Annotated in this window: 29 protein-coding genes and 3 pseudogenes; 24 read left to right on the top strand and 8 right to left on the bottom strand. The window is 36.0% G+C overall.

The annotated features are described in order from the left end of the window. The first annotated feature begins 196 nt into the window (after positions 1 to 196). The 3 genes from DFO72_RS23700 to DFO72_RS23710 are packed head-to-tail and all read left to right on the top strand — an operon-like array spanning position 197 to position 2,554. A complete protein-coding gene (locus tag DFO72_RS23700) occupies positions 197 to 1,102 on the top strand; it encodes a S1 RNA-binding domain-containing protein (RefSeq protein ID WP_113885134.1) in 906 nt (301 codons plus the stop codon). Continuing rightward, the gene (locus tag DFO72_RS23705) at positions 1,102 to 2,058 is read left to right on the top strand and encodes a hypothetical protein (protein ID WP_113885135.1); all 957 of its coding nucleotides are present in this window, start codon (positions 1,102 to 1,104) and stop codon (positions 2,056 to 2,058) included. Before DFO72_RS23700 ends, DFO72_RS23705 begins: the two co-directional genes overlap by 1 nt. Next, positions 2,048 to 2,554, top strand: coding sequence for an HD-GYP domain-containing protein (locus DFO72_RS23710; RefSeq protein WP_113885136.1), 507 nt, complete (start codon positions 2,048 to 2,050; stop codon positions 2,552 to 2,554). The genes DFO72_RS23705 and DFO72_RS23710 overlap by 11 nt, the downstream gene beginning before the upstream one ends. 52 nt (positions 2,555 to 2,606) lie before the next feature. On the opposite strand, the gene DFO72_RS23715 is transcribed toward DFO72_RS23710, so the two are convergent. The 3 genes and pseudogenes from DFO72_RS23715 to DFO72_RS23725 form a co-directional block, all read right to left on the bottom strand. After that, the gene (locus DFO72_RS23715; RefSeq protein WP_113885137.1) at positions 2,607 to 3,719 is read right to left on the bottom strand and encodes a site-specific integrase; all 1,113 of its coding nucleotides are present in this window, start codon (positions 3,717 to 3,719) and stop codon (positions 2,607 to 2,609) included. A gap of 13 nt (positions 3,720 to 3,732) precedes the next feature. Continuing rightward, positions 3,733 to 4,224, bottom strand: a complete 492-nt coding sequence (locus DFO72_RS23720; protein WP_113885138.1) for an ImmA/IrrE family metallo-endopeptidase — start codon at positions 4,222 to 4,224, stop codon at positions 3,733 to 3,735. 70 nt (positions 4,225 to 4,294) lie between these two features. Next, positions 4,295 to 4,513, bottom strand: a pseudogene (locus DFO72_RS23725) (DUF4352 domain-containing protein); the annotation flags it as partial. Positions 4,514 to 4,683: 170 nt separating this feature from the next. Between DFO72_RS23725 and DFO72_RS23730 the strand changes: the two are divergent. The 4 genes and pseudogenes from DFO72_RS23730 to DFO72_RS23745 form a co-directional block, all read left to right on the top strand. Then, positions 4,684 to 5,007, top strand: a pseudogene (locus tag DFO72_RS23730) (recombinase RecT); the annotation flags it as partial. Between the two features lie 92 nt (positions 5,008 to 5,099). Continuing rightward, positions 5,100 to 5,202 (top strand): annotated as a pseudogene (locus DFO72_RS23735) (recombinase RecT); the annotation flags it as partial. A 562-nt stretch (positions 5,203 to 5,764) separates the two neighbouring features. After that, positions 5,765 to 5,959, top strand: a complete 195-nt coding sequence (locus DFO72_RS23740; protein ID WP_113885139.1) for a hypothetical protein — start codon at positions 5,765 to 5,767, stop codon at positions 5,957 to 5,959. Between the two features lie 622 nt (positions 5,960 to 6,581). Then, positions 6,582 to 6,866: a hypothetical protein gene (locus tag DFO72_RS23745; protein ID WP_113885140.1), complete on the top strand. Its 285-nt coding sequence runs from the start codon at positions 6,582 to 6,584 to the stop codon at positions 6,864 to 6,866. Between the two features lie 47 nt (positions 6,867 to 6,913). Here the strand turns inward: DFO72_RS23745 and DFO72_RS29685 are convergent, their stop codons facing one another. Next, positions 6,914 to 7,072: a hypothetical protein gene (locus DFO72_RS29685; protein WP_166672550.1), complete on the bottom strand. Its 159-nt coding sequence runs from the start codon at positions 7,070 to 7,072 to the stop codon at positions 6,914 to 6,916. 690 nt (positions 7,073 to 7,762) lie between these two features. Then, positions 7,763 to 8,086 carry a hypothetical protein gene (locus DFO72_RS23750; RefSeq protein WP_113885141.1) on the bottom strand — a complete coding sequence of 108 codons (324 nt, stop codon included), beginning with the start codon at positions 8,084 to 8,086 and terminating at the stop codon, positions 7,763 to 7,765. 143 nt (positions 8,087 to 8,229) lie between these two features. Here DFO72_RS23750 and DFO72_RS23755 point away from each other — a divergent pair, with 143 nt between their 5' ends. The 14 genes from DFO72_RS23755 to DFO72_RS23815 all read left to right on the top strand — a co-directional run bounded on the left by DFO72_RS23755 (position 8,230) and on the right by DFO72_RS23815 (position 15,170). After that, on the top strand, positions 8,230 to 8,409 hold the full coding sequence (locus DFO72_RS23755) for a hypothetical protein (protein WP_113885142.1): 180 nt from the start codon (positions 8,230 to 8,232) through the stop codon (positions 8,407 to 8,409). Positions 8,410 to 8,467: 58 nt separating this feature from the next. Further along, positions 8,468 to 8,953, top strand: a complete 486-nt coding sequence (locus tag DFO72_RS23760; protein WP_243856257.1) for a sigma-70 family RNA polymerase sigma factor — start codon at positions 8,468 to 8,470, stop codon at positions 8,951 to 8,953. 104 nt (positions 8,954 to 9,057) lie between these two features. After that, positions 9,058 to 9,288, top strand: coding sequence for a hypothetical protein (locus DFO72_RS23765; RefSeq protein ID WP_113885143.1), 231 nt, complete (start codon positions 9,058 to 9,060; stop codon positions 9,286 to 9,288). Positions 9,289 to 9,339: 51 nt separating this feature from the next. Further along, positions 9,340 to 9,828, top strand: a complete 489-nt coding sequence (locus DFO72_RS30765; protein ID WP_395858206.1) for a hypothetical protein — start codon at positions 9,340 to 9,342, stop codon at positions 9,826 to 9,828. Continuing rightward, complete coding sequence (locus DFO72_RS23775; protein WP_113885144.1) at positions 9,785 to 10,486, top strand: hypothetical protein; 702 nt, start codon at positions 9,785 to 9,787, stop codon at positions 10,484 to 10,486. Before DFO72_RS30765 ends, DFO72_RS23775 begins: the two co-directional genes overlap by 44 nt. Before the next feature lie 11 nt (positions 10,487 to 10,497). Then, positions 10,498 to 10,707, top strand: a complete 210-nt coding sequence (locus DFO72_RS23780; protein WP_113885145.1) for a hypothetical protein — start codon at positions 10,498 to 10,500, stop codon at positions 10,705 to 10,707. Positions 10,708 to 10,730: 23 nt separating this feature from the next. Further along, entirely contained in the window at positions 10,731 to 10,898 is a 168-nt protein-coding gene (locus DFO72_RS29690) for a hypothetical protein (RefSeq protein WP_166672551.1), read from the top strand. Positions 10,899 to 11,061: 163 nt separating this feature from the next. Further along, positions 11,062 to 11,262, top strand: coding sequence for a hypothetical protein (locus DFO72_RS23785; protein ID WP_113885146.1), 201 nt, complete (start codon positions 11,062 to 11,064; stop codon positions 11,260 to 11,262). A gap of 243 nt (positions 11,263 to 11,505) precedes the next feature. Then, a complete protein-coding gene (locus DFO72_RS23790; protein ID WP_113885147.1) occupies positions 11,506 to 11,934 on the top strand; it encodes a hypothetical protein in 429 nt (142 codons plus the stop codon). Positions 11,935 to 12,361: 427 nt separating this feature from the next. Next, on the top strand, positions 12,362 to 12,619 hold the full coding sequence (locus DFO72_RS23795; protein ID WP_113885169.1) for a hemolysin XhlA family protein: 258 nt from the start codon (positions 12,362 to 12,364) through the stop codon (positions 12,617 to 12,619). A 1-nt stretch (position 12,620) separates the two neighbouring features. Continuing rightward, positions 12,621 to 12,872 carry a hypothetical protein gene (locus DFO72_RS23800; RefSeq protein WP_113885148.1) on the top strand — a complete coding sequence of 84 codons (252 nt, stop codon included), beginning with the start codon at positions 12,621 to 12,623 and terminating at the stop codon, positions 12,870 to 12,872. A 120-nt stretch (positions 12,873 to 12,992) separates the two neighbouring features. After that, positions 12,993 to 13,691, top strand: a complete 699-nt coding sequence (locus DFO72_RS23805) for an N-acetylmuramoyl-L-alanine amidase (RefSeq protein WP_113885149.1) — start codon at positions 12,993 to 12,995, stop codon at positions 13,689 to 13,691. Positions 13,692 to 13,840: 149 nt separating this feature from the next. Continuing rightward, entirely contained in the window at positions 13,841 to 14,020 is a 180-nt protein-coding gene (locus DFO72_RS23810) for a hypothetical protein (RefSeq protein ID WP_113885150.1), read from the top strand. A 145-nt stretch (positions 14,021 to 14,165) separates the two neighbouring features. Continuing rightward, on the top strand, positions 14,166 to 15,170 hold the full coding sequence (locus DFO72_RS23815) for a DUF3231 family protein (RefSeq protein WP_113885151.1): 1,005 nt from the start codon (positions 14,166 to 14,168) through the stop codon (positions 15,168 to 15,170). A 629-nt stretch (positions 15,171 to 15,799) separates the two neighbouring features. On the opposite strand, the gene DFO72_RS23820 is transcribed toward DFO72_RS23815, so the two are convergent. From DFO72_RS23820 to DFO72_RS23830, 3 genes are all read right to left on the bottom strand, one after another. Then, positions 15,800 to 17,107: a hypothetical protein gene (locus DFO72_RS23820; RefSeq protein ID WP_113885152.1), complete on the bottom strand. Its 1,308-nt coding sequence runs from the start codon at positions 17,105 to 17,107 to the stop codon at positions 15,800 to 15,802. A gap of 246 nt (positions 17,108 to 17,353) precedes the next feature. Continuing rightward, on the bottom strand, positions 17,354 to 17,557 hold the full coding sequence (locus DFO72_RS23825; RefSeq protein ID WP_113885153.1) for a helix-turn-helix transcriptional regulator: 204 nt from the start codon (positions 17,555 to 17,557) through the stop codon (positions 17,354 to 17,356). Between the two features lie 86 nt (positions 17,558 to 17,643). Then, the gene (locus DFO72_RS23830; RefSeq protein ID WP_113885154.1) at positions 17,644 to 18,153 is read right to left on the bottom strand and encodes an Ltp family lipoprotein; all 510 of its coding nucleotides are present in this window, start codon (positions 18,151 to 18,153) and stop codon (positions 17,644 to 17,646) included. A gap of 1,432 nt (positions 18,154 to 19,585) precedes the next feature. Between DFO72_RS23830 and DFO72_RS23840 the strand changes: the two genes are divergently transcribed. Genes DFO72_RS23840 through DFO72_RS23850 form a run of 3 tightly spaced genes read left to right on the top strand, consistent with a single transcriptional unit; the run spans position 19,586 to position 23,047 of the window. Then, a complete protein-coding gene (locus DFO72_RS23840; protein ID WP_113885156.1) occupies positions 19,586 to 21,112 on the top strand; it encodes a hypothetical protein in 1,527 nt (508 codons plus the stop codon). Continuing rightward, positions 21,109 to 21,873, top strand: coding sequence for a hypothetical protein (locus tag DFO72_RS23845; protein WP_113885157.1), 765 nt, complete (start codon positions 21,109 to 21,111; stop codon positions 21,871 to 21,873). The genes DFO72_RS23840 and DFO72_RS23845 overlap by 4 nt, the downstream gene beginning before the upstream one ends. 16 nt (positions 21,874 to 21,889) lie before the next feature. Continuing rightward, complete coding sequence (locus tag DFO72_RS23850) at positions 21,890 to 23,047, top strand: ParA family protein (RefSeq protein ID WP_113885158.1); 1,158 nt, start codon at positions 21,890 to 21,892, stop codon at positions 23,045 to 23,047. Positions 23,048 to 23,052: the final 5 nt, after the last annotated feature.

The raw sequence follows: 23,052 nt of genomic DNA on the forward strand, positions 1-23,052 counted from the left end.
ATAGTTAATTATAGTAAATTAATTATTGCCAAATCTATAACGCTTAGTATACACTTTTGGTAAGGTAGCAAGAGCGAAAATTAAATTATTCTAAAATGGGAGTCCCCCAAGAACCAGAGTAGTACTACACTACTCTCGTTTTTGGGGGACTTTTTTTGTTTGCTTACCTGCCTTTTTAAAATCAGGAGGGATACAAATGGAAGAACTCACAACAAAATCTTGGAAATCTGAAGAGCAGCTAGATGATCTTGCAAGATATAAAAGAAATAAAGAGATTGTTAAAGGGGTTGTTACCTCTGTAGGAGTAATTAAAGCAAGGGTCCTGGACGCTGACTCTCAAGAGTATGCAAATAAAGAGACTGAAATTGCTTATCTAATGCTTGAAAACGGGGTAACAGCTTATTGCCCGGCAAATGAATTCTCATCACATGAGTTCCGCAGCCTAAATGGATTTGCAGGTACGATGCAGGAGTTCCTCATCGACCATCTGGATTTAGAACAAGAAATTTTACTTGTCAGCATAAAAAAGGCAGATGAGATTAAACGGGCAAAATTTTTAAGCCAGCTTGAGGTTTTAGAAGAAACTGACCAATTGCATGAATTTGTGTTTGATGGAACGATTACTGGCTTTGATAGAAGAACTAGAAGAATTTTCGTTCGTGTAAATGGTGTTGATTGCACTATGTACCCAGACGATTACAGCTGGGAGCGGGGAAGACGTATTGAAGAACAAATTCACCGTGGAGAAAATATCAAAGTAAAGATTATCCGATTTAACAAAGAGCGCAATACCATACGTGTCAGCCGTCGTCATACAATGGAAGATCCATATGAAAAACTAGAATCGTTACAATCCAGAAATGCAATCGCTGGTAAAGTTTCAGGTGTAGACGCTGTTCACGGCATCTTCATTCAACTGGATGTTGGATTAGAAGTAAAAGGCGTTAAACCTAATTATCTGGAGGAGCCAGTGGTCGGAGATGTGGTAAGCTGCGCCATTCGAAGCATCGATAAAGAGAATCGGAAAGCCAAAGTTGTCATTACTGGATATCCAAGGGGTAAAAAGAAACGCAGGGACGTTGGAGCGTTCTTGTTTGAATAATGGAAGCTCTTATTCAAGACCAGCCTAACCCAGGAGTAACACAGGAGTATCCATTACTCACAACAAAGAAAGGTGAAGTGCCTTTATGGGATCACCCCTTCCTTAAAGGCACTAAGGTCTTGCCGAAGAAATACTACCCTTACACTAATTTAGAAAGTGTTGTAGAACATTTTACGAGGGGTAGGTTAGACGAGAAGGATTTCACACTCTTAAAAGTTCTAGGTGATGCCATTTGTGCAAACGAAAACCAATTACGAAGGTATCTATTGCCTATTATGAGTTCTTCTCAAACATCTTTAAGGCTAGACCGCTTGCGCCGAAATGGGTTTGTTGAACGCTGGAAAATACGAATTCACGGAGAAGAGGATATAGTAAAACCACCCGCTCCCTTTACTTTGGGAATGGCGGGATTTAAGCTTTTAAAGCACTATTATAATTCTGATTTCTTTATGGACTCGAATCGTTGGGATTCCTTAGGTGTTGGCGGAATCAAACGATATGTATCCATGAATGAACTTCGCTGTTTAATGGCGGAAATGAACATCTTAAAAAAATGGAAGTGGAATCCGATCATTGCCACTAACCATCAAAATAACCGACCATTAGGAGCGGCAATCATAGAGTTTCCCCAGGGTCAAATGAATTTCCTTATTGATCGAGTTCAAGGGACTCAAAACTATATTGGGTATTTCAAGGAAAGACTATTCAATTGGAAAAACATTTATGAACACTATGGAAGAATTCCAGTAAGTGAGTTTCCTGATAATACTTCCTATATCATAATATTTGCTTCCACCCTTAGCATTGCGAATCATATACATCAAGAACTAATGCTGGATACCTTCCCATTTAATATATGGGTATGTGTCGAAGAGGATGTTCTTGAAAGTGGATTTAATACTTCTTTTTACATTCCGAACAAGCAAGACCTAAAACGAATTAGACTTGATTTTTAAGGAGGTGGAGAAAATTAACGAGGAGCTTTTAGAAGAAACTCACACTCTTGTTACAGCCTTATTTCATCACTGTCTCGATACGTATATGCACTCATTCAGGGTAGGAGATGAATTATATGCTTTCTCCAACTTCTTAGGATTTAGTAATGCTCAAGAGATTTTTGTGCTGGGGCTTCTCCATGATATAGGTAAGCTTAAAATTCCTTACTCCTTGCTGAATAAAACTACACCTTTGACTGAAAGTGAATTTGCAGAGATAAGAAACCATGCCGACTACGGTAAAAAAATACTTTATAAGCTTGATGTCTTTCCTCCAGATTATGCAATGTGTATTAAATATCATCATGAAAACTTTGATGGCAGCGGGTATTTTGGAATTGCGGGCAAAGAGATTCCACTTCTTGCTCGGATGATAAGAGTCATAGACAGTTACGATACTATGCTAAATGGAAGAATTTATCAGCATATGAGATGGAAAAGATGTTTAAACGTGTGATGTAGCGGGGTTTGTGGCAAGGAGTGATGCTCCTTGACCACTTTTTGACCATCTAACTTAAGTATGACTCTAAATTTAGCAGATTTTGAGTCTCATATTTTTTTGTAATATGCACATAAACATCTGCGGTCATATTTACGGTTGAGTGTCCCAATGGTTCACTTACAAATTTTATATCTGCCCCACTTTCCAAAAGCATAATTGCATGAGTGTGTCGCAATCCATGAGGGGAAATGTGGGGGAGGTCTTTTTTTGACTTTTTTAAAATAGCTTCGATGGTTTTGTTTACTCCAAACTCACCCATTTCTTTTCCGTTCGGACCGCAAACTAAAAAATCGGAACTAAAATAATCGGCCCCATATTTCATTTTATTTTTCTTCTGCCATAGTTGATATTGTTTTAAATCAGAAGTCAGAGTGTTATCGATACCTATTGTACGGATGCTCGATTTAGTTTTGGGTTTTTTCACTCCTTGATCACTTCTCGTTTTCGTGATGGAAATCTCATTATTTTCAAAATTTATGTCATCCCATTTCAAAGCTAACATTTCACCCTTCCTCATTCCGGTGCGGAGCAAAATGGAGGCAATCATATAATGATGATAGGGAGATTTTTTAGCTGCAGTTATGAATATTCCTACTTCATCTCTTGATAAATAATTAATTTTTTCCTCTTCTTCCACCTTTATTGAAATCCCTTGATATTTATTGTGGGAAATCATTTCTAATTCAACAGCTTTATTAATGGAAGTACAAAAAATAGAATGAATAGTCTGTACGGTTTTCTTAGCATATCCCTTTCCAATTAAGTAATTAATAAATTTTTGATATTCAAGCCGGGTTAATTGATTCAATTTATAATTTCCCAGGGTCGGGATTATATGATTATTGATATAAAACTCTCGATTAAACAATGTTCTTTCAGAACATTGTGATCCGTAAATTTCTAACCATTCATTGAGCCAATCTTTCAAGATTGTTTCTTTATTCGCAATAACTGAATGTTGCTGAAGGTAAAACATTTTCTCTACTTCGGAAGCTTCGACTTGTGCCTCTTTTTTTGTTCTAAATCCACTTTTACTTTTTTCTTTCGGTTTTCCGGTAGCAGGATCGATGTATTTTATTCTGTATTGCCAGGAGTAACCTCTTTTTCTGAAGCTGGCCATAATATAATCACCTCTATATAGTTTGATATAACCTTTCAAAAAATAAAGTTGAGTTGATTCGATTCTCAAACATTGCCAATCTGTTATTAGCGAATTCTAAAGTAACATTGAAAGTATCAGAAATGAGTTCAACAGCTTGTCCCCGAAAGGGAGGGAATTTTATTTTTAATAACATAAAGGTTGGAACACAGAAATGATAAGAAAATAATGCAGCTTGAGACTCTTGTAGTTTTAAAAAAGAGACAGAAAGGATTAATTGATTTCCTTCATGACGTTGGTAGTGGCAAAGTTCGTGTCCGAATTCTTCCCATTGTTCTTGTGGACTGAGCCTTTCATCAATGATTACAACATTTTGATAGAATCGACTTGATATATCCATATATTTCACAGACATTCCCAAGCGATAAATGATTTCAAGCATATCAAGTTGCTGCGGCCGGAATATCCCAATCCGATAATAGAAATTTTTAATCCAATCTTCTAGTAAAGTAGTTTGATATTTCATGTGCCGCCCCCTAAAGGGAATGTACGTTCTATTTTATATGGAAAAGAAAAGCCCTAGAAAGGGCTCTCTTTTATTTAGCGAGTTTGATTTGTCCTTGTTCTGTGCCGAAGAATCCTGTTTGTACATTCAACAATAATTCTTTGCTAGATACTACATCAGCAGGAACATCAAATACAATTTTTCCTTTGAATTCTAATCCTGGATTGATCTTTTGCAAGAAGAATCCTCCACCGGCTTCATTTGCATAAATATCTGCAGTCGCGTCGGCTTCATACTCCACGTCACCAACTTTTAGCTTGAAGAATTAAGGATAATACGGATGAGGCGAATGAATTTGAAGAGCCTGCCCCGTTCGATTCCCAAGAGCAAGAGGAGCCTGCAGCCAATGATGAACCTGAGATCATCGATGCAGACCCTAAGAAGAAAAAGAATAACAAGAATAATAAGAGGATGTCCGCGCAGAACCTGGGCTATGCATGGATTGTTCCTTATAAAGGGAAGGCTACATTCCAACTTGGGTACAAAGGATATATTCAGTTAGCCCTTCGCACAGGTCAATATAAAGCCATAAACGTTATTGAAGTTCGTGAGGGAGAACTAATCAAGTGGAATCGACTTACAGAAAAAATTGAGCTTGATCTTGATGCAGCAACTAGTGATAAGGTGATTGGTTATTGCGGGTATTGTTTCCGCCCAGGAGGACAGCTATATAGCCTTTTAACAAAACAAATGTCCTCCTTCCAGAGTGGATCTGGGAGGAGGCTAAAGATAAGGAACATTTGAAAAAGCTTGACCAACAGTATATGCAGCGTTATCCGGATTATACGATAAAAGGCGTTAAAAATGGATTTGCTGTTTGTGAGAGAAGGTAATCGTTAAATCTATACAACGGGGAACCAGGTTTGCAAAAAGCTGAGCCAATCAAGCGCAATGGTGGCAGCATCTCTTGATTTGCCTATTGATAAGAACCTGGGCTATCTTCTTAGCCATCGCATCCCAATCTTTCTCTTTATAAACAGACGGAAGAACAATTTCTTTATCTTTTTCAGCACGATCATAATATCACAAACTTCTCAACAAGCTGAAAAGGCTATTATTGATCGTTTTATCCAGCTTAGAGCTAAAGGATTTCACTTTTCACCTGTGGACGAAATGGCTGCAAAAGAAATTCTTGCAGGTGGAGTATCCCTTAAAGACGCCTTAATATACCTCAAAGAATGTTTTGATGACTATAAACCTAAGCATTCGAGAGATCAGATTAATAGTTTGTCATATTGCGTGGGTCCGATATTAGACCGACACCATCAGCAATTAGAATCTCAGAAATTAGCACAAAACGTTAAGCCCTTTAAAAGCAATAATTCTTATCAGCCTAAAGGGAAGCGGTCAAAACCTATACGTACGGAAATGCTGGCTGATTGGTTTGACGAATCTAATCAGCCTACACTGGATAAACCACCGAAGACTGAAGATGATCTTGCTCGGAAAAAGGCTGAGTTGAATGAAAAACTAAAAAAATTGAGGTCGGGGAGCTGAAACCATGGGGATCCTTTATGATTCCGTTATGCAGCAAAAAAGAAATATCCTCATCAAGAGATTAGAAGAATTGAATATTTCTAATGCCCAATCTGGCAAGAGCATCCATGACTGCGATTACGAAGAACTAAAATATGAACTTGTTATCGCATCTTTTCGAGAAATTGATACAGAAGCTACAGAAAACAACTGGTACTGAAAGGGGAAATGAGTAAATGAATAACGTGAAATCAGCAATCAATTGCCCACACTGCGGTGCTTTAGGTGATATACGTCGCAAAGAGGATAAATTACTGGTTCTGGAATGTGACCCCTGCAATTTTCGCTGGAAGACCTATTCAAAAACTTGCAAGGAATGCGGAAAGCCAAATGGTTATTTTGTGGAGGGGCCATGCGTGAAATGTTATTCACTAAAACTCAACGCCATATGAATTCTTAAAGCTGCAACCTTGGGTCAGTTGCTTTACTTAGCAAGATACGAGAGAGGAGCACGAAAAGCAATTGCGAAGGGGAAGGTCCTGTTTGTGAAAAAAGCTTGAGATACTCAAAAATGATCCGGATTTGTCTGAAGATTAATAATGAAAATTTGTATTAAGTTCAATAAAAAAAAGAGCCTTTCAGGCTCATAGCATGGCGAAAAACTGATTTCACTACAGTGTATGTTAATGATTTGGAATGGTATAGGCTGGTGTTGGTGCAAGACATGATGATTAGGTGTGTATCTAATGTTTTGTGTCTTGCCCAACGATTTAATTTTATGACCAACAGAAGTTAATTATGCAGAAACAAAAGAATTATTAAGTTTCCCGGATGGTGAAGAAATGAAGCAATTAGATCTATTCTCCTTCGGCCTGGAAGATCAGATTATAGATCTAAGACAGGGTGAGGAGATGGAGTTTTTCAGAGGGAAAGAACGGCTGCTGATCCGGAAGCATGGAAAGTTTAAGGGTGTTTGCTTTTATCAGGGGCCAGGATTCTCTGGATATGCCCTTCACATTGATCAAAAAGGTATGCTCGGTGGATTAGATATCTTTGTAGCAAAAATTGAACGGTGGCTGGGTGGGCGGGGCTGGAATGAAACAGAGCCCATAAAGGGCTCTGTTTAGAGAGAAATATAATATTCGGAGATATTGTATTTATATTCTTATCAGAATTATTGGTGAATGTTTACATGATTAATTAGCATAAGGGCTTCTTTTAAAAGCAAAATATCTGATTGGATTTGAACTTGTATCTTAACATCATTGCATCTTTGGTATTCATCAATTAATTTCACAAGCTCTATTGAAAAAGAGAGTGAAAGTTCATCCAATGAAAAGCTCCTTTCAGAAATAATAGGATACTTTCTATTATGTATCAGTACAGTGGTATTACAATAACTTCGTCAAAACTATACAAAATAAGTCTTTATATGACAACTATACTAGAGAGTAAAAGTGTTTCGAAACAGACACAAACTACGAAGTAAAAAAGACGAGTTTCCCCGTCTAATTCTTTAGTTTATCAAGCTTGTTCGAGATAGATTTAAGAATAATATTCTTCTCCTGTTGTATTTTTAGAATTTTAATTAGGAACCAAACAATAAACAAAATAGGGGCTATGGATAATAAAAGTGGAAGGATTGTCACAAGAGTAGCAGTCATTAAGTATAATTCTCCTCATGTTTTTTGGATAATTATACCACATGGATTAGGAGGGCTGTTCAAAAAATAAATACTTAATGGTGCGGGGCTTTTGGAAAACAAAATAAGCATTATGTTGCGAGTAAGGGCGGAAACTTTTTCAAGGTGAAAGGATATGGAATTGCCCTTACTCTGCAATACACGAACCTATACAGTTTCGAGCAAGGACCTGATCTTGGGAGTTTTAAATCCTTGCTCGCACTGATAGTATGGCCAGGATAAATTGCTTTATGCGTTTTTGACATATTAAATGAAATAAGAAATGGGTTAAGTATTTCGGCTTTGTCCAATAATAGAACACCTATGTATATAGACACTGTTTAGTACTTTTTGTATTTTAGGTAATTAAAATTTGAGGTGGGAACTTGTTTTATTACGTTGCCTTCCTCATCCTTATAAATTTCATACTCTCTATAGGTTTCAATGATATATCCGTCCACTTCTTTATCTTCGTCTATCTCATGTAAGTATTCTAACTCAGGTATGATGGACTCTAAATTGTCATCGGTTGTTTCTGATTCATTTTGAACATTGGCATCTGTCTCTAAATATTCACTGTTAGGGTTTTGTTGAGAACTTGGATAGTTGGTATATACCAAAAACATACAGATTATCATTAGACCTAATCCAAATATTTGTTTCAAGATTATCTACCCCTTTATGGAAGTTACAATTAAAAATATGTTTGTCCACTGATTAATATAACTAGGATAAAAGTAAATCTTGTTGTTAAAAGGATAATCCGAACGAAGATTTTATGAAACACAAGATAGAGGGAGTTGTTAATATGGCGCATGGAGAAGTGAAAGTATGGTATATGACTGAGGAAGAGCGTCTGGCATACATCAAAAAGCATCCTATCCGGCCAGCCAAAAACGTGAAAAAGTCTGATACTACTTTTGCTAACCTTGGTACGGATTATCGATGGAGGAGTAAGAAGGGCACAGAAGAGCGTTACGGTAAATAAAAAAGCCAGGACTTCTCCCGGCCAAACCTACATTTATTTTATCATGGGAGGGGTCCTGATGAAAGAAGCTGCCAGGCTTACAATAAACATTACAGAACTTATTCGAGATTACCGAATGATGAAAAGAGAGATAGATCGCCTCCAAAATATTTTATATGGCCGGTCAGTTCCTATGCGCTCCTGGGGTGTTGCTCAATGGGGAATAGAAGCGACTCTGCCAAAAGGTTCTGCAGGGAAAAGCCAGGCTGAGTTAAAGGATATGGATATAAGGGGGCAGAAGCAAATTGCACGTTTAGAGGAATATCAACGTCGTGTATATGCAATTGAAATTGCTGGTGACTGCCTTGACAGAGAGTTATTAAAGGTTGTTTATGATTGTATGCTTGATGGGATGACAAGACAAGAAATTGCGGTTCATTTAGAAATGTCCCGTGACTCAGTAGACAAACTTCGTTCCGACATTAAGGCGCAAATCGGCACTAATACAACTTTTCCAAACTTTTGCATGGTGAGAAATGTGCTGTGTAAAATGGAAGGCAGGTAGGGGAGGCGGATAACAAGCTACTTCCTCTATTTTTGTTCGATGATCCACCTTGCGGTGAATTGAAATTTTCCATATTTAACCGATACATTAGGTGGAGGTGTGATATGGAAATAGTAGATTTTAGTCCTGTGAAAGATACACTGGATAAAATAGCAGTTCAGCTGATAACGCTAATGGCTATGTGCGCACTAGCGTATATAGGAGCATTCATTGTTTTAAGATTAATAAAGATTCCAGGACAACTGGCTCATTATATTTCAACAGCAGTTCTTTTAGTAGTTATGTACTATTCATTCGTAAATGGCTATATTCCAGGTATTCAAAGCGCTCAGTGATGGGTGCTTTTTATTATGCAATAAAATTAGACAGGAGGTAGGTGCCATGTAATGAACTGGGATGAAATTAGAAAAGAATTTGAGACCTCCAACGTCACATTAAAGGCACTTGCTGAAAAACACGATATCAAAATCGGTACTTTAAAAAGCAGAAAAAGCCGTGAAGGGTGGTCAAGGGATCCAACGAAAAAGGATGCAACCAAAAAGCAAAAGGTTGCAACCCTGGAACCTGTGACAGGTGTTTCAATTACTACCGATGACGGATTTGGTAGTAAAGTTATCATTGATAATGGGGAAATAGAAGCTTACAGAAATAACAATAAAATCGCTGCTATAAATAAAGAAGGTTTTTTCGTATTTGATGATCAGAGTGGCGAAACTGTAGGTCAATTAAGGGATGAAAGAGATACCATAAACAATCAGATGCGAATGGGATTGCATAGTTATCGTGATGGATTACATTTAGGATTTATGCGTTCTGATGGTAATACTTCTGATGGATGGCTCACGATGGATCCAAACATTTCTTTTCGGAACTAATATTCATGATAGGGATGATGGACGATTATTTCTTAATTCCACTAAAAAAGGAGGAACAGCAAACGGATTAATTCCGAGTGCAGTTATTCAAAATTTCACAGATAGCAATGGTATTCCATGGTCTGGAGTAGTAGTACAAACAGGAAGAGATAACAGAACGCCTGCAGCAGATAGGCGGTTCGGATTTGAAGTATGGCAATATCAAGGCACAAGCGATGGTTCAAATAAGCAAATGATGAAAATTGATAAATCAAGTGAAGGCTCTTATGTAGGTATGTATACAGATTTGGCTTATTTACCAAAAGCCAAAATAAGAGGAGATAATGGTAATCTTTTTTGGGCTTCAATGATTGATATAGATCCGGATATAGAAGCGATTCATGGAGTGCAAAATGGGCCGAATGTTTTTTATGTGGATCAGATGACAATAACTATGAATTCAGGGGAAAATCAGTTTTTTAGAGATTATAGTTTTACTGGAGCAGAAAATATATTTCATGTAATCGCAGTTCCCTATAATTCAAATGCAGTTTCTTTTCATACGGCAGTTTATAGTCAATCTAGTACTGGCTTTAGAGTTTGGATGAAATACATTCCTGGAACTCTGGGACAGAATGTCACTATAACTGTACGTTTATTAATAATTTTTGAACCATAAGGAGCATTAAGATGATCGAAAAGAAAATAGCCAAAAATAGACGTTTCATGTCAGGTTTTGAATTGACGGAAAGTGAATCAAATATAAAAATCGGAGCTGGAACTTTAGATAATTTCACCTTTGGAGAAATAGAATTTGATTTGATTTTCGATGACGAACAAGAAGTTTTGCATGATTTATATATCGTGCAATTACAAGACGGCTATGATTATAGATATTAGTCACTTATTTAGATGGAAATACATTGGCATATTATGATCAGGATGGAACTCCTTTTCATAGATTAATGACAATCAAAACAAGTCCTGACGGAACTTACAACGGGGATTTCGTTTTCATAGAGAAATTTATTCCGATGGAGGTTAATGATTATGAAGCTGATACCATTAATCCGGAATCCAGAACCCTTTGAGGATTCAAAGAACTTGCAAGAAAGAGTAAATGAATTGGAATCCAAGGTTAAAGAACTAGAAGCGAAATTAAACACTTCAGCAAGCGAATAACGAAAAAATAACCCTCCGATTCTTAAATAAGGTAAGGCTATTATAAAACCATTATTGAAGGGATGGATTCAAATGGAACAAATGAACCAACAAATTAATATAGATCCTTATGTCCAAAGTGAAATGGGCAGGCTTAATTATGAAAACATCATATTAAAAGCCCGGCTTGATCATGCTGTTAAACAGAATCAGGAACTTCTTCAGAAAGTCCAGGAACTTGAAGAAAAATTAATTGAATCCAAAGAAAACAAAAAAGCTAAACCCAAAAATTAAAGTAACAAACAACAGAAGTCGGATAGGACTTTTCATTTTGGAAAATAGGAGGCTTTTATTTTATGGATACAAAGGGGATTCGCAAATTACTAGAATTAAATAAAGAAAAAAAAGCAGAAATTGACAGGAAGAAAAAAGAAGTCTTACTGAAAAGCATACGGAAAAAATAAAAAAATAAGTAAATTACTGTCACTCCTATAGTAATATATGATTATAAATTTAAAAGCTTAGGAGTTGTATTTAATGGATAAGAAAGATGAATTAGTATTTATTGCAACCAATCCTGATCAATACCTTCAAACAACCGGTAAAACATTAGAGGCTCGTTTATCTCAAATTCAATTAAGTAAGAAAGATATAGGAGAAATCAAAAAAGAACAGGGAGGAAAGATGTTAAGAGAAAAAGGACTTGCACTATTTGGACCTATTGGCGAAATTGCAAATACAGTAATAAACTGGAATGAAGAGGTTAGCAAAGATATTAGTGACGCAAAAAAGATGGTTTTGCTCGAGGAATATTTTAATAAATCTGATTCCATGGAGCAAGAAATTGAAAAGTTAACACATTTTTTAACCAATCCACTAGGAAATACATTATTTAATAAAATTTTAAGAATAGTTGATGATTCTCCACCTGATCCTGAATTGACTCAACACCTAGCTACTGTTTAACTTCGAAAGTCTTTTTGACAAGCATAGATTTGCTTTAAGTCAGATAGAAAGGTTAACTCCACAAGCACTCACGATTATTGCAGATTATAATAATTGGCCTCCAATAAGGCTAAATACAGCTGTTGCATTCGGAACGAAAGTTACCTCGGACTTCTATACAGAATTCACAACAGCATATGGTAATTCTAAAAACATTACGGATACAAATAAATTGAGTAGAATTTCTCATTCGATAATAGAACTACAAAACCTTGGTTTAATGGAAGCTCATAAAGTCGCAAATAATGTAACAAGGTGTCAGTTAACTCAAATAGGAATGGACTTGTTGGTTTACATTGAATAATAATTTTTTTAAAAGGATCTTAAGAAGGTCCTTTTTATTTTTGCCTTCAAAGGGGGATTGTGAGTGACACAAGAGGCGGCAACAATGAACGACCAAGACAAAGAATTAAAAAAGATGGAAAGTAGAGTCTTTAATCTGGAAACCCGAGTAAATAACTTGGAAAGAACCACGGATAAACACGATCACCAGATATTCTCTATTAATGAGAAACTTAATAAGATCGACGAAAACACAACTTGGATAAAGAGGACTATTACCGGAGCTATCATAACTGCAATGTGCACCGGGATAATTGGTGGCAGCATAGCGATTATATTTACCGTATTCAAAGGAGAAAGTTAAAATGTACGAACAACCGAAAACTTGGAAAGACTGGGCCATCCTTTTAAGCGGGTGGCTTTCTTTATTCGCTCTAGGATTAAAGGCTGTATTAAATGTGGATATAACACCGTTTGCTGGAGATATTGCTAATTTTATTTTACTAACTATTTTCATCTCTGTTAATGCCTGGACTGTTTGGAAAAACACTCACGTTAGTAAAAAGGCGCAGCTACAGAAAAAAGTATTGCAGGCACAAGGATTAATGAAAAAATAAGCTTCCCTTCTGGGAAGCTTTTCTTATGCAATAAATGGGTGATTGATAATAGGGACGGAGGGCTGGAGTACAATCAGTTAAATTTAAACGGGAATAAAAATAATCCAGAGGTGATTAGACATGGTAAAAGTATATATTGATCTTGGGCATGAAGGTGATGTAAAGGGAATGGATCCAGGAGCCGTTGCGAATGGATTAAAAGAAGCAAATGTTGTGTTAGAAATCGGCAAATATATAAAAGATATGTTTGCAGAATATGAAAATGTAGAAATTAAATTTTCCAGATTAGGAGATAAGAATTTCTCATTAACACAGCGCACAAATGAAGCGAATGCCTGGGGTGCGGATCTTTACCTTTCTATTCATATCAATGCAGGCGGGGGAACCGGGTTTGAATCATATATCTATCCGGGAGCAGGCTCCAAAACACAAGCTTTTCAAAATGCAGTTCATGCTAAGATTATAAGCAAGAAAGTGTTTGGTAAAGACAGAGGAAAGAAGCAGGCTGACTTCCATGTACTCAGAGAAACAAAAATGGATGCCATGCTTACTGAGAATGGATTCATTGACAATAAAACGGATGCTGCTATTTTAAAAGATCGGAAGAAATTAATTGAAATTGCTGCTGGTCATGTAGAAGGGGTAGCGGAATTCCTCGGCCTGAAAAAGAAGCCTGATCCAAAACCAATCTCAACGCCTAAACCTGATGGAAGAATGCACTATGTGCAAATTGGAGCCTTCTCAGATTATGACAATGCAGAAAAATTGGCTGCTAAAGCTAAGAAGGCTGGCTTCGACGTATATATTAAATCAGAATGATCTATAGAAAAATCAGCCTTGGATGTACAATCCGGGGCTTTATTTTTTTGCATAAATAAGAAGATGGTGTTAATTTGGAACATTTGAATACTTCAAGAAAACTTTATGGTACTTTTATCATATTAGGGGTTATAAAGGTGGAGTAGCAGATGTTAAATCTTTTATATACAGTTTCTAGCTTGGCGGTTACAGTGTTTTTTGGAGTCTTGGTTTGGGATTTGATCTCATTAGAAGAGAAGGGTGTTGCGGCTGTAATTTCTCTTATATGGTTTACCATTATTATTGTCTTCTTGACCCTGGTTGAAGGGGAAAAAAAGGGGAAACGATAGTTCGCTTGTTTGTACTCAAAATTAAAAACTCATTCAATCGAGAAGGGCTTTAATTATTTGTTAACTTCAGCAATGCCTTTCCTTTATTAATTTTTAGTTTTATAAAACCTCTGAATTGGTGAATAATAATTCAAGAGGTGATTTTGTGAAAGAGAATAATTTAAAACTTACATCTTCCGAGATAGGTACACTATGGGGAGAATATGTGAATGGAACTTTGGTAGACGTCGTAAATCGATATATGGTCACTATTATTGATGACGAAGCAATAAAAAACATTTTTAAGGAAGCTATTAGTACATTTGAAAAACAAAAGAATCAAATCGTATCTTTTTTGGAGAAAGAGGGGTTCCCAATTCCAATAGGCTTTACTGAAACTGACCTCTATAAAGGCAAACAAAGATTGTTCACGGATATTTTTTGCTTGAATTATTTACATATCATGACGTTACACGGCATGCTAGGTCATACTACAGCATTAGGTGTTTCCGTTAGAAAAGACTTAAGGGACTTTTATGATTCTTGTGATACTGACGCAAAAATAATGTATCATCGAACAATTGAGTTATTGCTTGAGAAAGGAAACTTCCAAAGAGATCCTTTGTTTTATCCTGCTAAAAACCCTGAATATGTAACCAGCCAAGATTTTAATGATGGATACTTCGGAAAGGGTAGAACATTAGCCTCTACAGAAATCATTAGCATTTCATTCAATCTTAAAAAAAGCATTATGGCTAAAACACTTTCTATCGCTTTCAGTCAAGTTGCTCAATCGAAAGATGTTAGGAAGTTTTTAACCGATTCAGAGAAAACAGCTGATTCCCAAATTAAAACATTTTCTAAGATTATGCAGGGAGATAATTTACCAGTTCCGAAATCTTGGGAAACAGAAGTGACAACTTCAACGGACTCTCCTTTCTCCGATAAGTTAATGTTGTATCATATTGGATTCCTGTATCAAGCTGCTCAGAATTATCATGGAGCTGGTCTGGCATCAGCCATGAGAACAGACCTTGTAACTGCTTATGAAGGGACTATTCTAAAAAACCTTATTGTTACTAAGAAATGGTTTAATCTTATGGTTAAAAATAAATGGCTAGAACAGCCGCCACTTGCTCCTAATAGAAGTGAATTATCAAAAGAAGTATAAATACAAAAGCCCTTCTCAATGAGAGGGGCTTTATTGTTTTTTAGTTATTTCTTCAACAGATACCCTGTAAAATTCAGCAAACTTCTCTATATTACTTCTCCTGGGTATAGTGATGTTCCCTTCATAATTAATGATAGAGTGTTGGGATATCCCTGTAGGGTTCAGCTACATGCTTTTGTGTCAATCTATTCTTTAGTCTAAGCATCCTTAAGTTCATTCCTATACTTCCATACATATTATCACCCAATAGATATTTCGGATATATGAACAGAATCTTTAATCATGAAAAAGCCTTGCTGATTGGAAGGGAATAATAAAATTTTTGAATTAATGCATCCGATAATTGATGAACTTCATTTTTAAGTTATATCCTTTCCAATAAAAAAAGAGCAGGCACTAGCTTGCTCCAAAAAAACTATTTATAAACCTCCGAGTCTAACTAAATCAAGTAAATAGTTTGAGATTTTTCCAATATTGTATGATATGTAAAGCAAACTTAGAGTAATAACAATTAGACACCCTGTTTTAATAATTTCGTTCATAGGTCTTAGTTTCCTTTCATGGGAAGTTAATTAATATTATACTGTAAAAAATCTCCCTAACACAATGCATGTTAAGGAGAAACACCTTTAATTATAATCGTAGTTTACGTCTATTTTTACAGAGGAATAAGCTGCTATATTTTTAGCATTTCTGAACGTGCCGTATTCACGAATGTCCATAGAAGCATAGGTTCCTGCAGATTTCCAAGTTGTTGCCGGCTCAAAGCGAACACCATTTATAGAGCTCGATAATCCGCCAGGAGTTACTTCCCATCTTCCATAATCATATGGTTGGCTACCAATATTATTCACCTTAGGGCTATTTGACATATCGAAACTCCAAGCTGCAGAAAACGGAACACCGAAACTCAAGTTGTAAGGTGAAGAAGTATCATCATCTGGATCCCAGTCAATAATGTAATCTGAATCGTAAGGAATATCATGGTCGGATTTTAAGTATTTCGCTACAAAACCATTTGCACCTGAAATTGTTGTTTTGTCATTGACTAAGAAGTAGTCGAAACTTGAGTCGGAATCGCCAGCTTTTTCTAGTACCCAATCTGTATAGGTTCGTCCTGCTATAACCCCGTTATAATAAGCAGTTGCTGTTATACGGGTAGGACTGCTTGTCACTGGCTCGGAGTCAGCATGTACACGATTTAATCCAAAAATACTTCCCAAGGAGAACGTTTGGACTTCTATCTTTGCAGCTGTATCAGCAGAAATTTCGAGGATCTCACGAATGTAATACTCTTCGGTAGGTTCGATTTCATTTCCGGCATCATCGAATACAGATATATTAGTCACCGCAAATTTGTTCTCATTGGCTTCAACTATGGAATAGCCAACGATATCATATGAATTTTCATCCTCTGCTGCTAATGAATAAGGATTCTGTTTTAACTTCTTACCTTCTTTTTCAGCTTTTTCTTTTTCACCGCCAAAAGTCAGGTTCAAGTCTTTAGCTTTTTCATCTTTTACTTTAACTGAAACTTCTGATATTTCCATCAGGTCTTTGTATTCATCTATTGTAACCCCGCCATAAAGATAAACCTTGGCCCCAGATTTTAACCGATTAGCTAACTGTTTTTGCAAATTTTTATCTTCTCGTACAGTTCTTACATCGGCTGCAAGCTCCTGTCCTTCTCCTTTATTGGATAATCCTATTTTCTCAGCTCTAAGAGCGCCCCTATCAAGCTGGGCTTTTACCTTTTTTAAAGTTTCATCCTTACTGAAAGCATCTAGAGTCTTTTGAATAGAAGGTGCCTTCTCTGAATAGATTTTAAGTTCAACCGGATCTGTCTGTTTTGCAGAGCCATTAAGTGCCAATGGCTGTACCAGTAGAGCAGCAAGCGCTAGTCCTGTTATCCCCTTTGCCAATGTTTTCTTTTTCATCTTTTTTCCTCCTTATAAATAAATTTACATTTATAACATAAATTACATTATCAAAATTAGTATATTAGATCCCGAGTCTTAATACCTAAATTTTTAGTGTATTTTTAAAATTAAATATATATGTATATCTGAAAAAGGTATACTATCAAGCAAATAAATAAGATACGAAATCCATGTATTGTAGCATGTGTTTCTATCTGAAGCCATTTTTATGAAAACCTTCTCAATGGAGAGGGGCTTTCTTAATTATTGTTTTTTAGTTATTTCTTCAACAGATACCCCGTAAAATTCGGCTAGCTTTTCTAAATTACCCCACTTAGGAACATAAGAATTTCGCTCATAATTACTGATAGTAATTCGAGAAACCCCTATAGCTTCAGCTACATGCTTTTGTCTCAACCTTTTCTTCAGTCTAAGTAATTTTAAGTTCTTCCCTATGTTTCCGTTCATATAATCACCCAATCGTTATTTTGGATGCCTAAACATAATTTTTATCGATAGGGGCTCTTTTATGTCTTGGCAACTAAATTACAAGTTTATTCTAAACTCTCAACTGCATAATCCGCTTCTTCTTGAGTGAATTGTCCACCATGTTCTGAAGTTAATTGATCTCTGATCGCTTCTGGTGACATGCTCATTTCTTCTTGATAAGTTTTAGCTTGCTCCAAAGCATTTTTATTCCAATCAGCTTTAATATTATCAATTGCATATTGAGCAGCTTCTTGGCTAAATTGTCCACCATATTCAGAAGTTAATTGGTCAAATAATCCAGCTTTAGACAAATGAAAAGTATCCGAATAAGTTTCCGCTTGGTTTAATGCTGATTTAAATTCAGTTGGGATCTTTTTTTCTTCTTTAACCGGTTCTTCCTCTTTTGTTTCCTTTACTTCTGAAGATGCTTCTTTTGCAGCAGTTTCTTGTTTTACTTCAGTGTTTGCAGGTTCTGCAGATTCTTCTCCTCCTGAGGCTAATGCCCCTATAATGATAAATGCTACAACATAAACCCACCATTTTTTATAAAATGGCTTCTTTACTTTTTCTTTCATACTTTCTTCCCCCTTAATTTTTTTTACACTTAATAGTTTAGCAATATTATATGAAAAATGGAATGTATACTCCAATTTTAAAAAAAACAAGTGACCAAAAAGCGACCAAAAAGTGACTGATTAAGAAATTTATAGATAGTTAATGATTATTTATGAATAATCTTATTTCATTAAAGCCCATTAAATCAAGGATCTTACAGTAATTGACTCTCTGTAAAAGTGCATATCTTTCAATGAAATGTTTAAGGTAGTTCTTAGAACAACTCTAACAGTAACCAGACCTCTATTAGCCAAAATTCCAGACAACCTTCGTATTGTTCAAGATGTAAACCAAAATCGCTGTTCAAACGGAAATATCACACTTAACACTTCTACACTAGCTGATACAGGTTTATAGATAATTGTTTATAGGTTAGGGGCTTTAACTATTTTAAATTATTTTCAGTACTTACTAGCACAGGGAAATATGAACCAATTTCTCTAAAAGGTAATTATTACAAATTACAAAATGGGAAATTAGTTGAATTAGGGTCCCTATCTACAAAGGGGTTTACTTTCGTTGTATCTGAAAAAGATGGAGTCCAAGAAGATACCCTAATTATTAATTATAGTAATTAAGTGAAGTGCAACATACAAAATAATATACGTTAATGTATTGAAGTAATATAACAAAAAAGCACTGACAGTTTTGGTACAAACAAATTGCCAAGTCCTTTTTTGTATTATTGATAAAGATCTACTTTGGAAGATTGAGGAGTAAAAGCTTCTCAAAAAAGCACATTAATTTTTAATTTGCTCATGTTTTCCTCACTAACCTATAAGGGTGGTTTACTTCTGGTAATGTAGTACGAACAAAGAAAACCGCCTCATAATTAGACGGTTTTTATTTATTCATCATTTTGCTAAAACAGGTCGATAATGTGTATTAAAACGGGTGCCCACTTTTTGCCCATATTTGCCCATATTTCCATTTTTAAATATTATAAATGGACTTAAAAAAATCTAATAAATGTACATTCATTTTCCTTCATTTCACCATATTATCTTGTCCGATTACTCCACTTACTAAATGTAATGATGTAGTAGTTGACGAATTGTTATCTAATAAGGGGATACTATACGATCCAGATATAGTTGATCGATTTATACAATTTCTTTCTAAGCGATTTACACTGCAAGCTGCTCGAATATAATGGTTGAATTTAGCAAATCGGAGTGATACAATGGGACTACAACAACGCAGTTGCTTTATAGCCTTGAAGCAACAGCCTTTCTTAAAGTTTTTTAGTGTGGGCCTTCTAAGAGATTAGGAGGCCTGAAAAAAACTATAATAAAACGGGAAAAACCCGAAACCTAATTTCCAATCAATACTACATGGTATTGTTGGTGATTACGTTTCGGGTTTTTTGTTTTTTCCAGGAGTGATTTTTAAATGCCTAGAAAAGTGCTTATCGCTGTGGGGGATAAATCCTATACAGACATACTGATTAATACGTTTCAGCAACATACAGAGGATTTCACCTTATCCTCCCAAGAAGTGCTGCATAGACGTTTCCTTCAAGAAATTGTTGAAATTGAAACCCCAGAAATCTTAATCATACACGATTATTACCTTGAAAGTGATTATAACCGACAGGAATTGAAAGACAAAGAGCTCATATCATTCCTCAAAGATATGCGTATCCAGTTTGAAGACTCTTTACGTATCGTTTATTTATGCGAAAGGCCAAAAGGTGATCCTATCCTTTCAACAATAGTCAGTTTAGGGATTATGGATATTTTCAATACAAATTCATTTGATTTGAGTGTTTTTGTTGAACAGCTAAAAGCCAAACCACAATTCTCTAAAGTTGCTAAGTTCCTTTCATCAAATATTTTTTCAGATACCTCTAAAGTCAATGAAGTTGACCACCAGACCAATGAAGAAGAAATAAACGAAAATGAAAGTGAAGCTGATGAGTACCTCAACCCAGAAAAACAAAAGCAAGTTGTCCAAAAGGTAATAGAAAAGAAAGTCGTTCAAAAAGTCGTTAACAAAACCACTATAAAGAGGGACTACACTTTTCATGTACATAACCATACTGAAAAGATTGTAGGTATTCCCGTAAAGAAGAAGTTAGTGATGATTGGTAGTCCGATTGAACGAAGTGGCAGCACATTCATCTCACATCTTTTGGCAAGGTGCTTAGCGAAAATGGGCGTTTCCACTACCTATGTAGAGTCTCCATTCTCAAAATCATATACCTATGATCGATTTTTCGGACATTTATATTCGGATGAGTACAAAAGTAAATTCTATCAATTCAGCAAGTACATAGATCCAAAGATTAAAAGCATATATGACTGGAGCAAATCAGAAGTAGATATTATTTGCAAACACCCCACTAAAGAGCCGCTTTATCAGGAGGAGGACGTTTCATTTGATGCACTTATCAAAGTATTGTTCTCTTCTAACTCGACAGTAACCATAATGGATGTTGGTACTGACTGGCAATACGAACTCTATCAAGATGTATTTGACATTGCTGATCATGCTTACTTCATTCTTGAACCTGATATTCCTTTTATCCAGCATTTTGAGGAATCAAGTGAAAAATCAATTGAGTTTCTACAAAAGCAGCTTCAGTCTGATAAATCTTCATTGGTAGGAAATCGATTTGATAAAGCTCTAATGAAAAACGAATTGCTTAAGGATCTTTACCTGGAGAAAATGATAACCCATTTACCTTCTTTTCCAGTAACAGATGTGTTTCAAGCACAGTTCCAGGGATTATTCTTGAATGATACAAAAGATTACGAAAAACAATTGGAATCAAGTTTGCGGCCGCTTTTGGAAGATATCCTTCCTGGTGATTTTCTTAAGAAACAAAAGAAAGCTTCTGGAGTATTTAAGGGGCTCTTTAATAAGAAGATTAGTGTTGAAAAAGCGGAATCCAAAGGAGAGGAGACAACTGTATGAAGCCGGGAGTCAAAATAGCTTTAGGAATATTCACATCCGTGGCTACTGCAGGATTTATTTTTGTATACGATTTTTATATAAAAGATCGTATTGATTCAGCAGAAGTAGTCGTTGTGAAGGCTGGGGAAGAAATTCTTAAGTCTGAAAGTATAACCAAAAATAAGTTAGCTATAGAAAGAAGGCCAAAAGAGGCATTAATTGACGATGTGGTACTTGCACAAGATATAGACCAAATAGTGGGGCAGGACTCATCCGTCAATATCGTAGGAAACTCAATGATATCAAGTAAAATGATTGATTTTGAACAATTGATTCCCGATGAAACCGAAGGAGAAGCTATTCGCCCTATTACAAAGGAAATGATTTATGCTCAACCAGGTTCATTGCGAAGGAAAGACTCTATTGATATATATCTTGTCAATCAGGATGGAACAACGAATCTTATTACCAACGGTGCTCCCGAAGTTACCTCTGAAACAAAGGAAGAAACAGATTCAAAAGAGGCAGAGTCTAAAGAAAAAGTTGAAAACAATACTTCAGTCAGTACTAAGCCATTCATTAAGGATGTAAGAGTGGTGTACGTAAAAGATTCCGGCAATAAAGAAGTCGTATCGGCTGCTGAAGGAAATAAAGGCGATAAGCGCTTAGATGCTACCTCTACCATCAGTGATCTGGAAGTGATATTAAATGAAGAAGACTTTACTAAATTAATGGGTGAGGTACTTGGTAAGGGAGCCCGCTTATATATTACTTACCATTAAAGGAGAGTATTATCCCATGAATCTATTAGTGATATCAAAAAACTCTATATATAAAGAACGATTTGAAAAAAATGAGGAAATCACGACAGTAATCATTATGGACGAAGCAACAAAAACGAATGTTGAAATCAGTGCCATTTTATTAGATGGTGAGAATTTTGATTTAGACAGCTTGCAACAAGTAAGAGATCTATATCCGGAGAGTCTAGTCTTTTATAAACCACGTGGAGTAAACAGCGATATCATCATGCGGAATATTACCCGCTTATGTGCTGCCTATAAGGTCAAGGTCTTAAGCGAATATTCCACAGTGGATCAAGTTGTAGATGAAATTATTAATCAGATTACAAACAAGGACGATTACCTTTCAAAAAGACTTGTCAGTTTTTTCGGTACCCATAGCGGGGCGGGTGTTTCAACTACTACCCTGAATCTTGCCCGATCACTCTCAAATAAGATAGAAGAGAAGGTCCTGGTATTAAGTTTAAACAGCTGGGATCCTTCTGATTACTTTTATCACTATAACGGACATTATTTAAATGACTTAAAAGTTGATCTGAAGACCCAAAACTTAACACCTGCAAGGCTTTCTGAAGCGGTTTCTCATCAAAATGGGTTTTATCACCTTGCTGGAAACCGGGATATTAAGATGCAACGGTTTTACCAACCAAATGAAATAGAACATCTTATTAAAGTCGCTCAGCAACTATTCGATGTGATTTTAATCGATGCCGGTACTCATTTTGATACCGCTCCAACGGTTCAATCCTATATATCTAGCAATTTACGCTTTTTGGTAACAAACCAAGAAGAAAAAGGTTATAGAGGTTACTTCCCTTACGTTTTCCAACAACTTATTGAGCCTACAGGTGGTGCGTCAGACGACTTTATGTTGATTATTAATCGTTTTCAACCGGCCAACACGCTAATTAATGAAAAGGCATTAGAAGAAGAGCTCGGAATGACCAAGGTAGCCACACTGCCTGATATGGGGGACCTAGGAGCGATGGCCGCATATCAAAAGAGGCTCCTATATGATGTATCGGATTCTTATTATACAAAAAACTTAGACCTGCTATCGAATTTAATTATTTCTGAATGTAGGCTAACCGAAAAAGAGCAGCTTATAGAAGAACGGAATGAGAAAAAGAGATTCTTTTCTTTCTTGAAATAGGAGGT

This window comes from Cytobacillus oceanisediminis, from assembly GCF_004366035.1.
Lineage (GTDB): Bacteria > Bacillota > Bacilli > Bacillales > Cytobacillaceae > Cytobacillus > Cytobacillus oceanisediminis_C.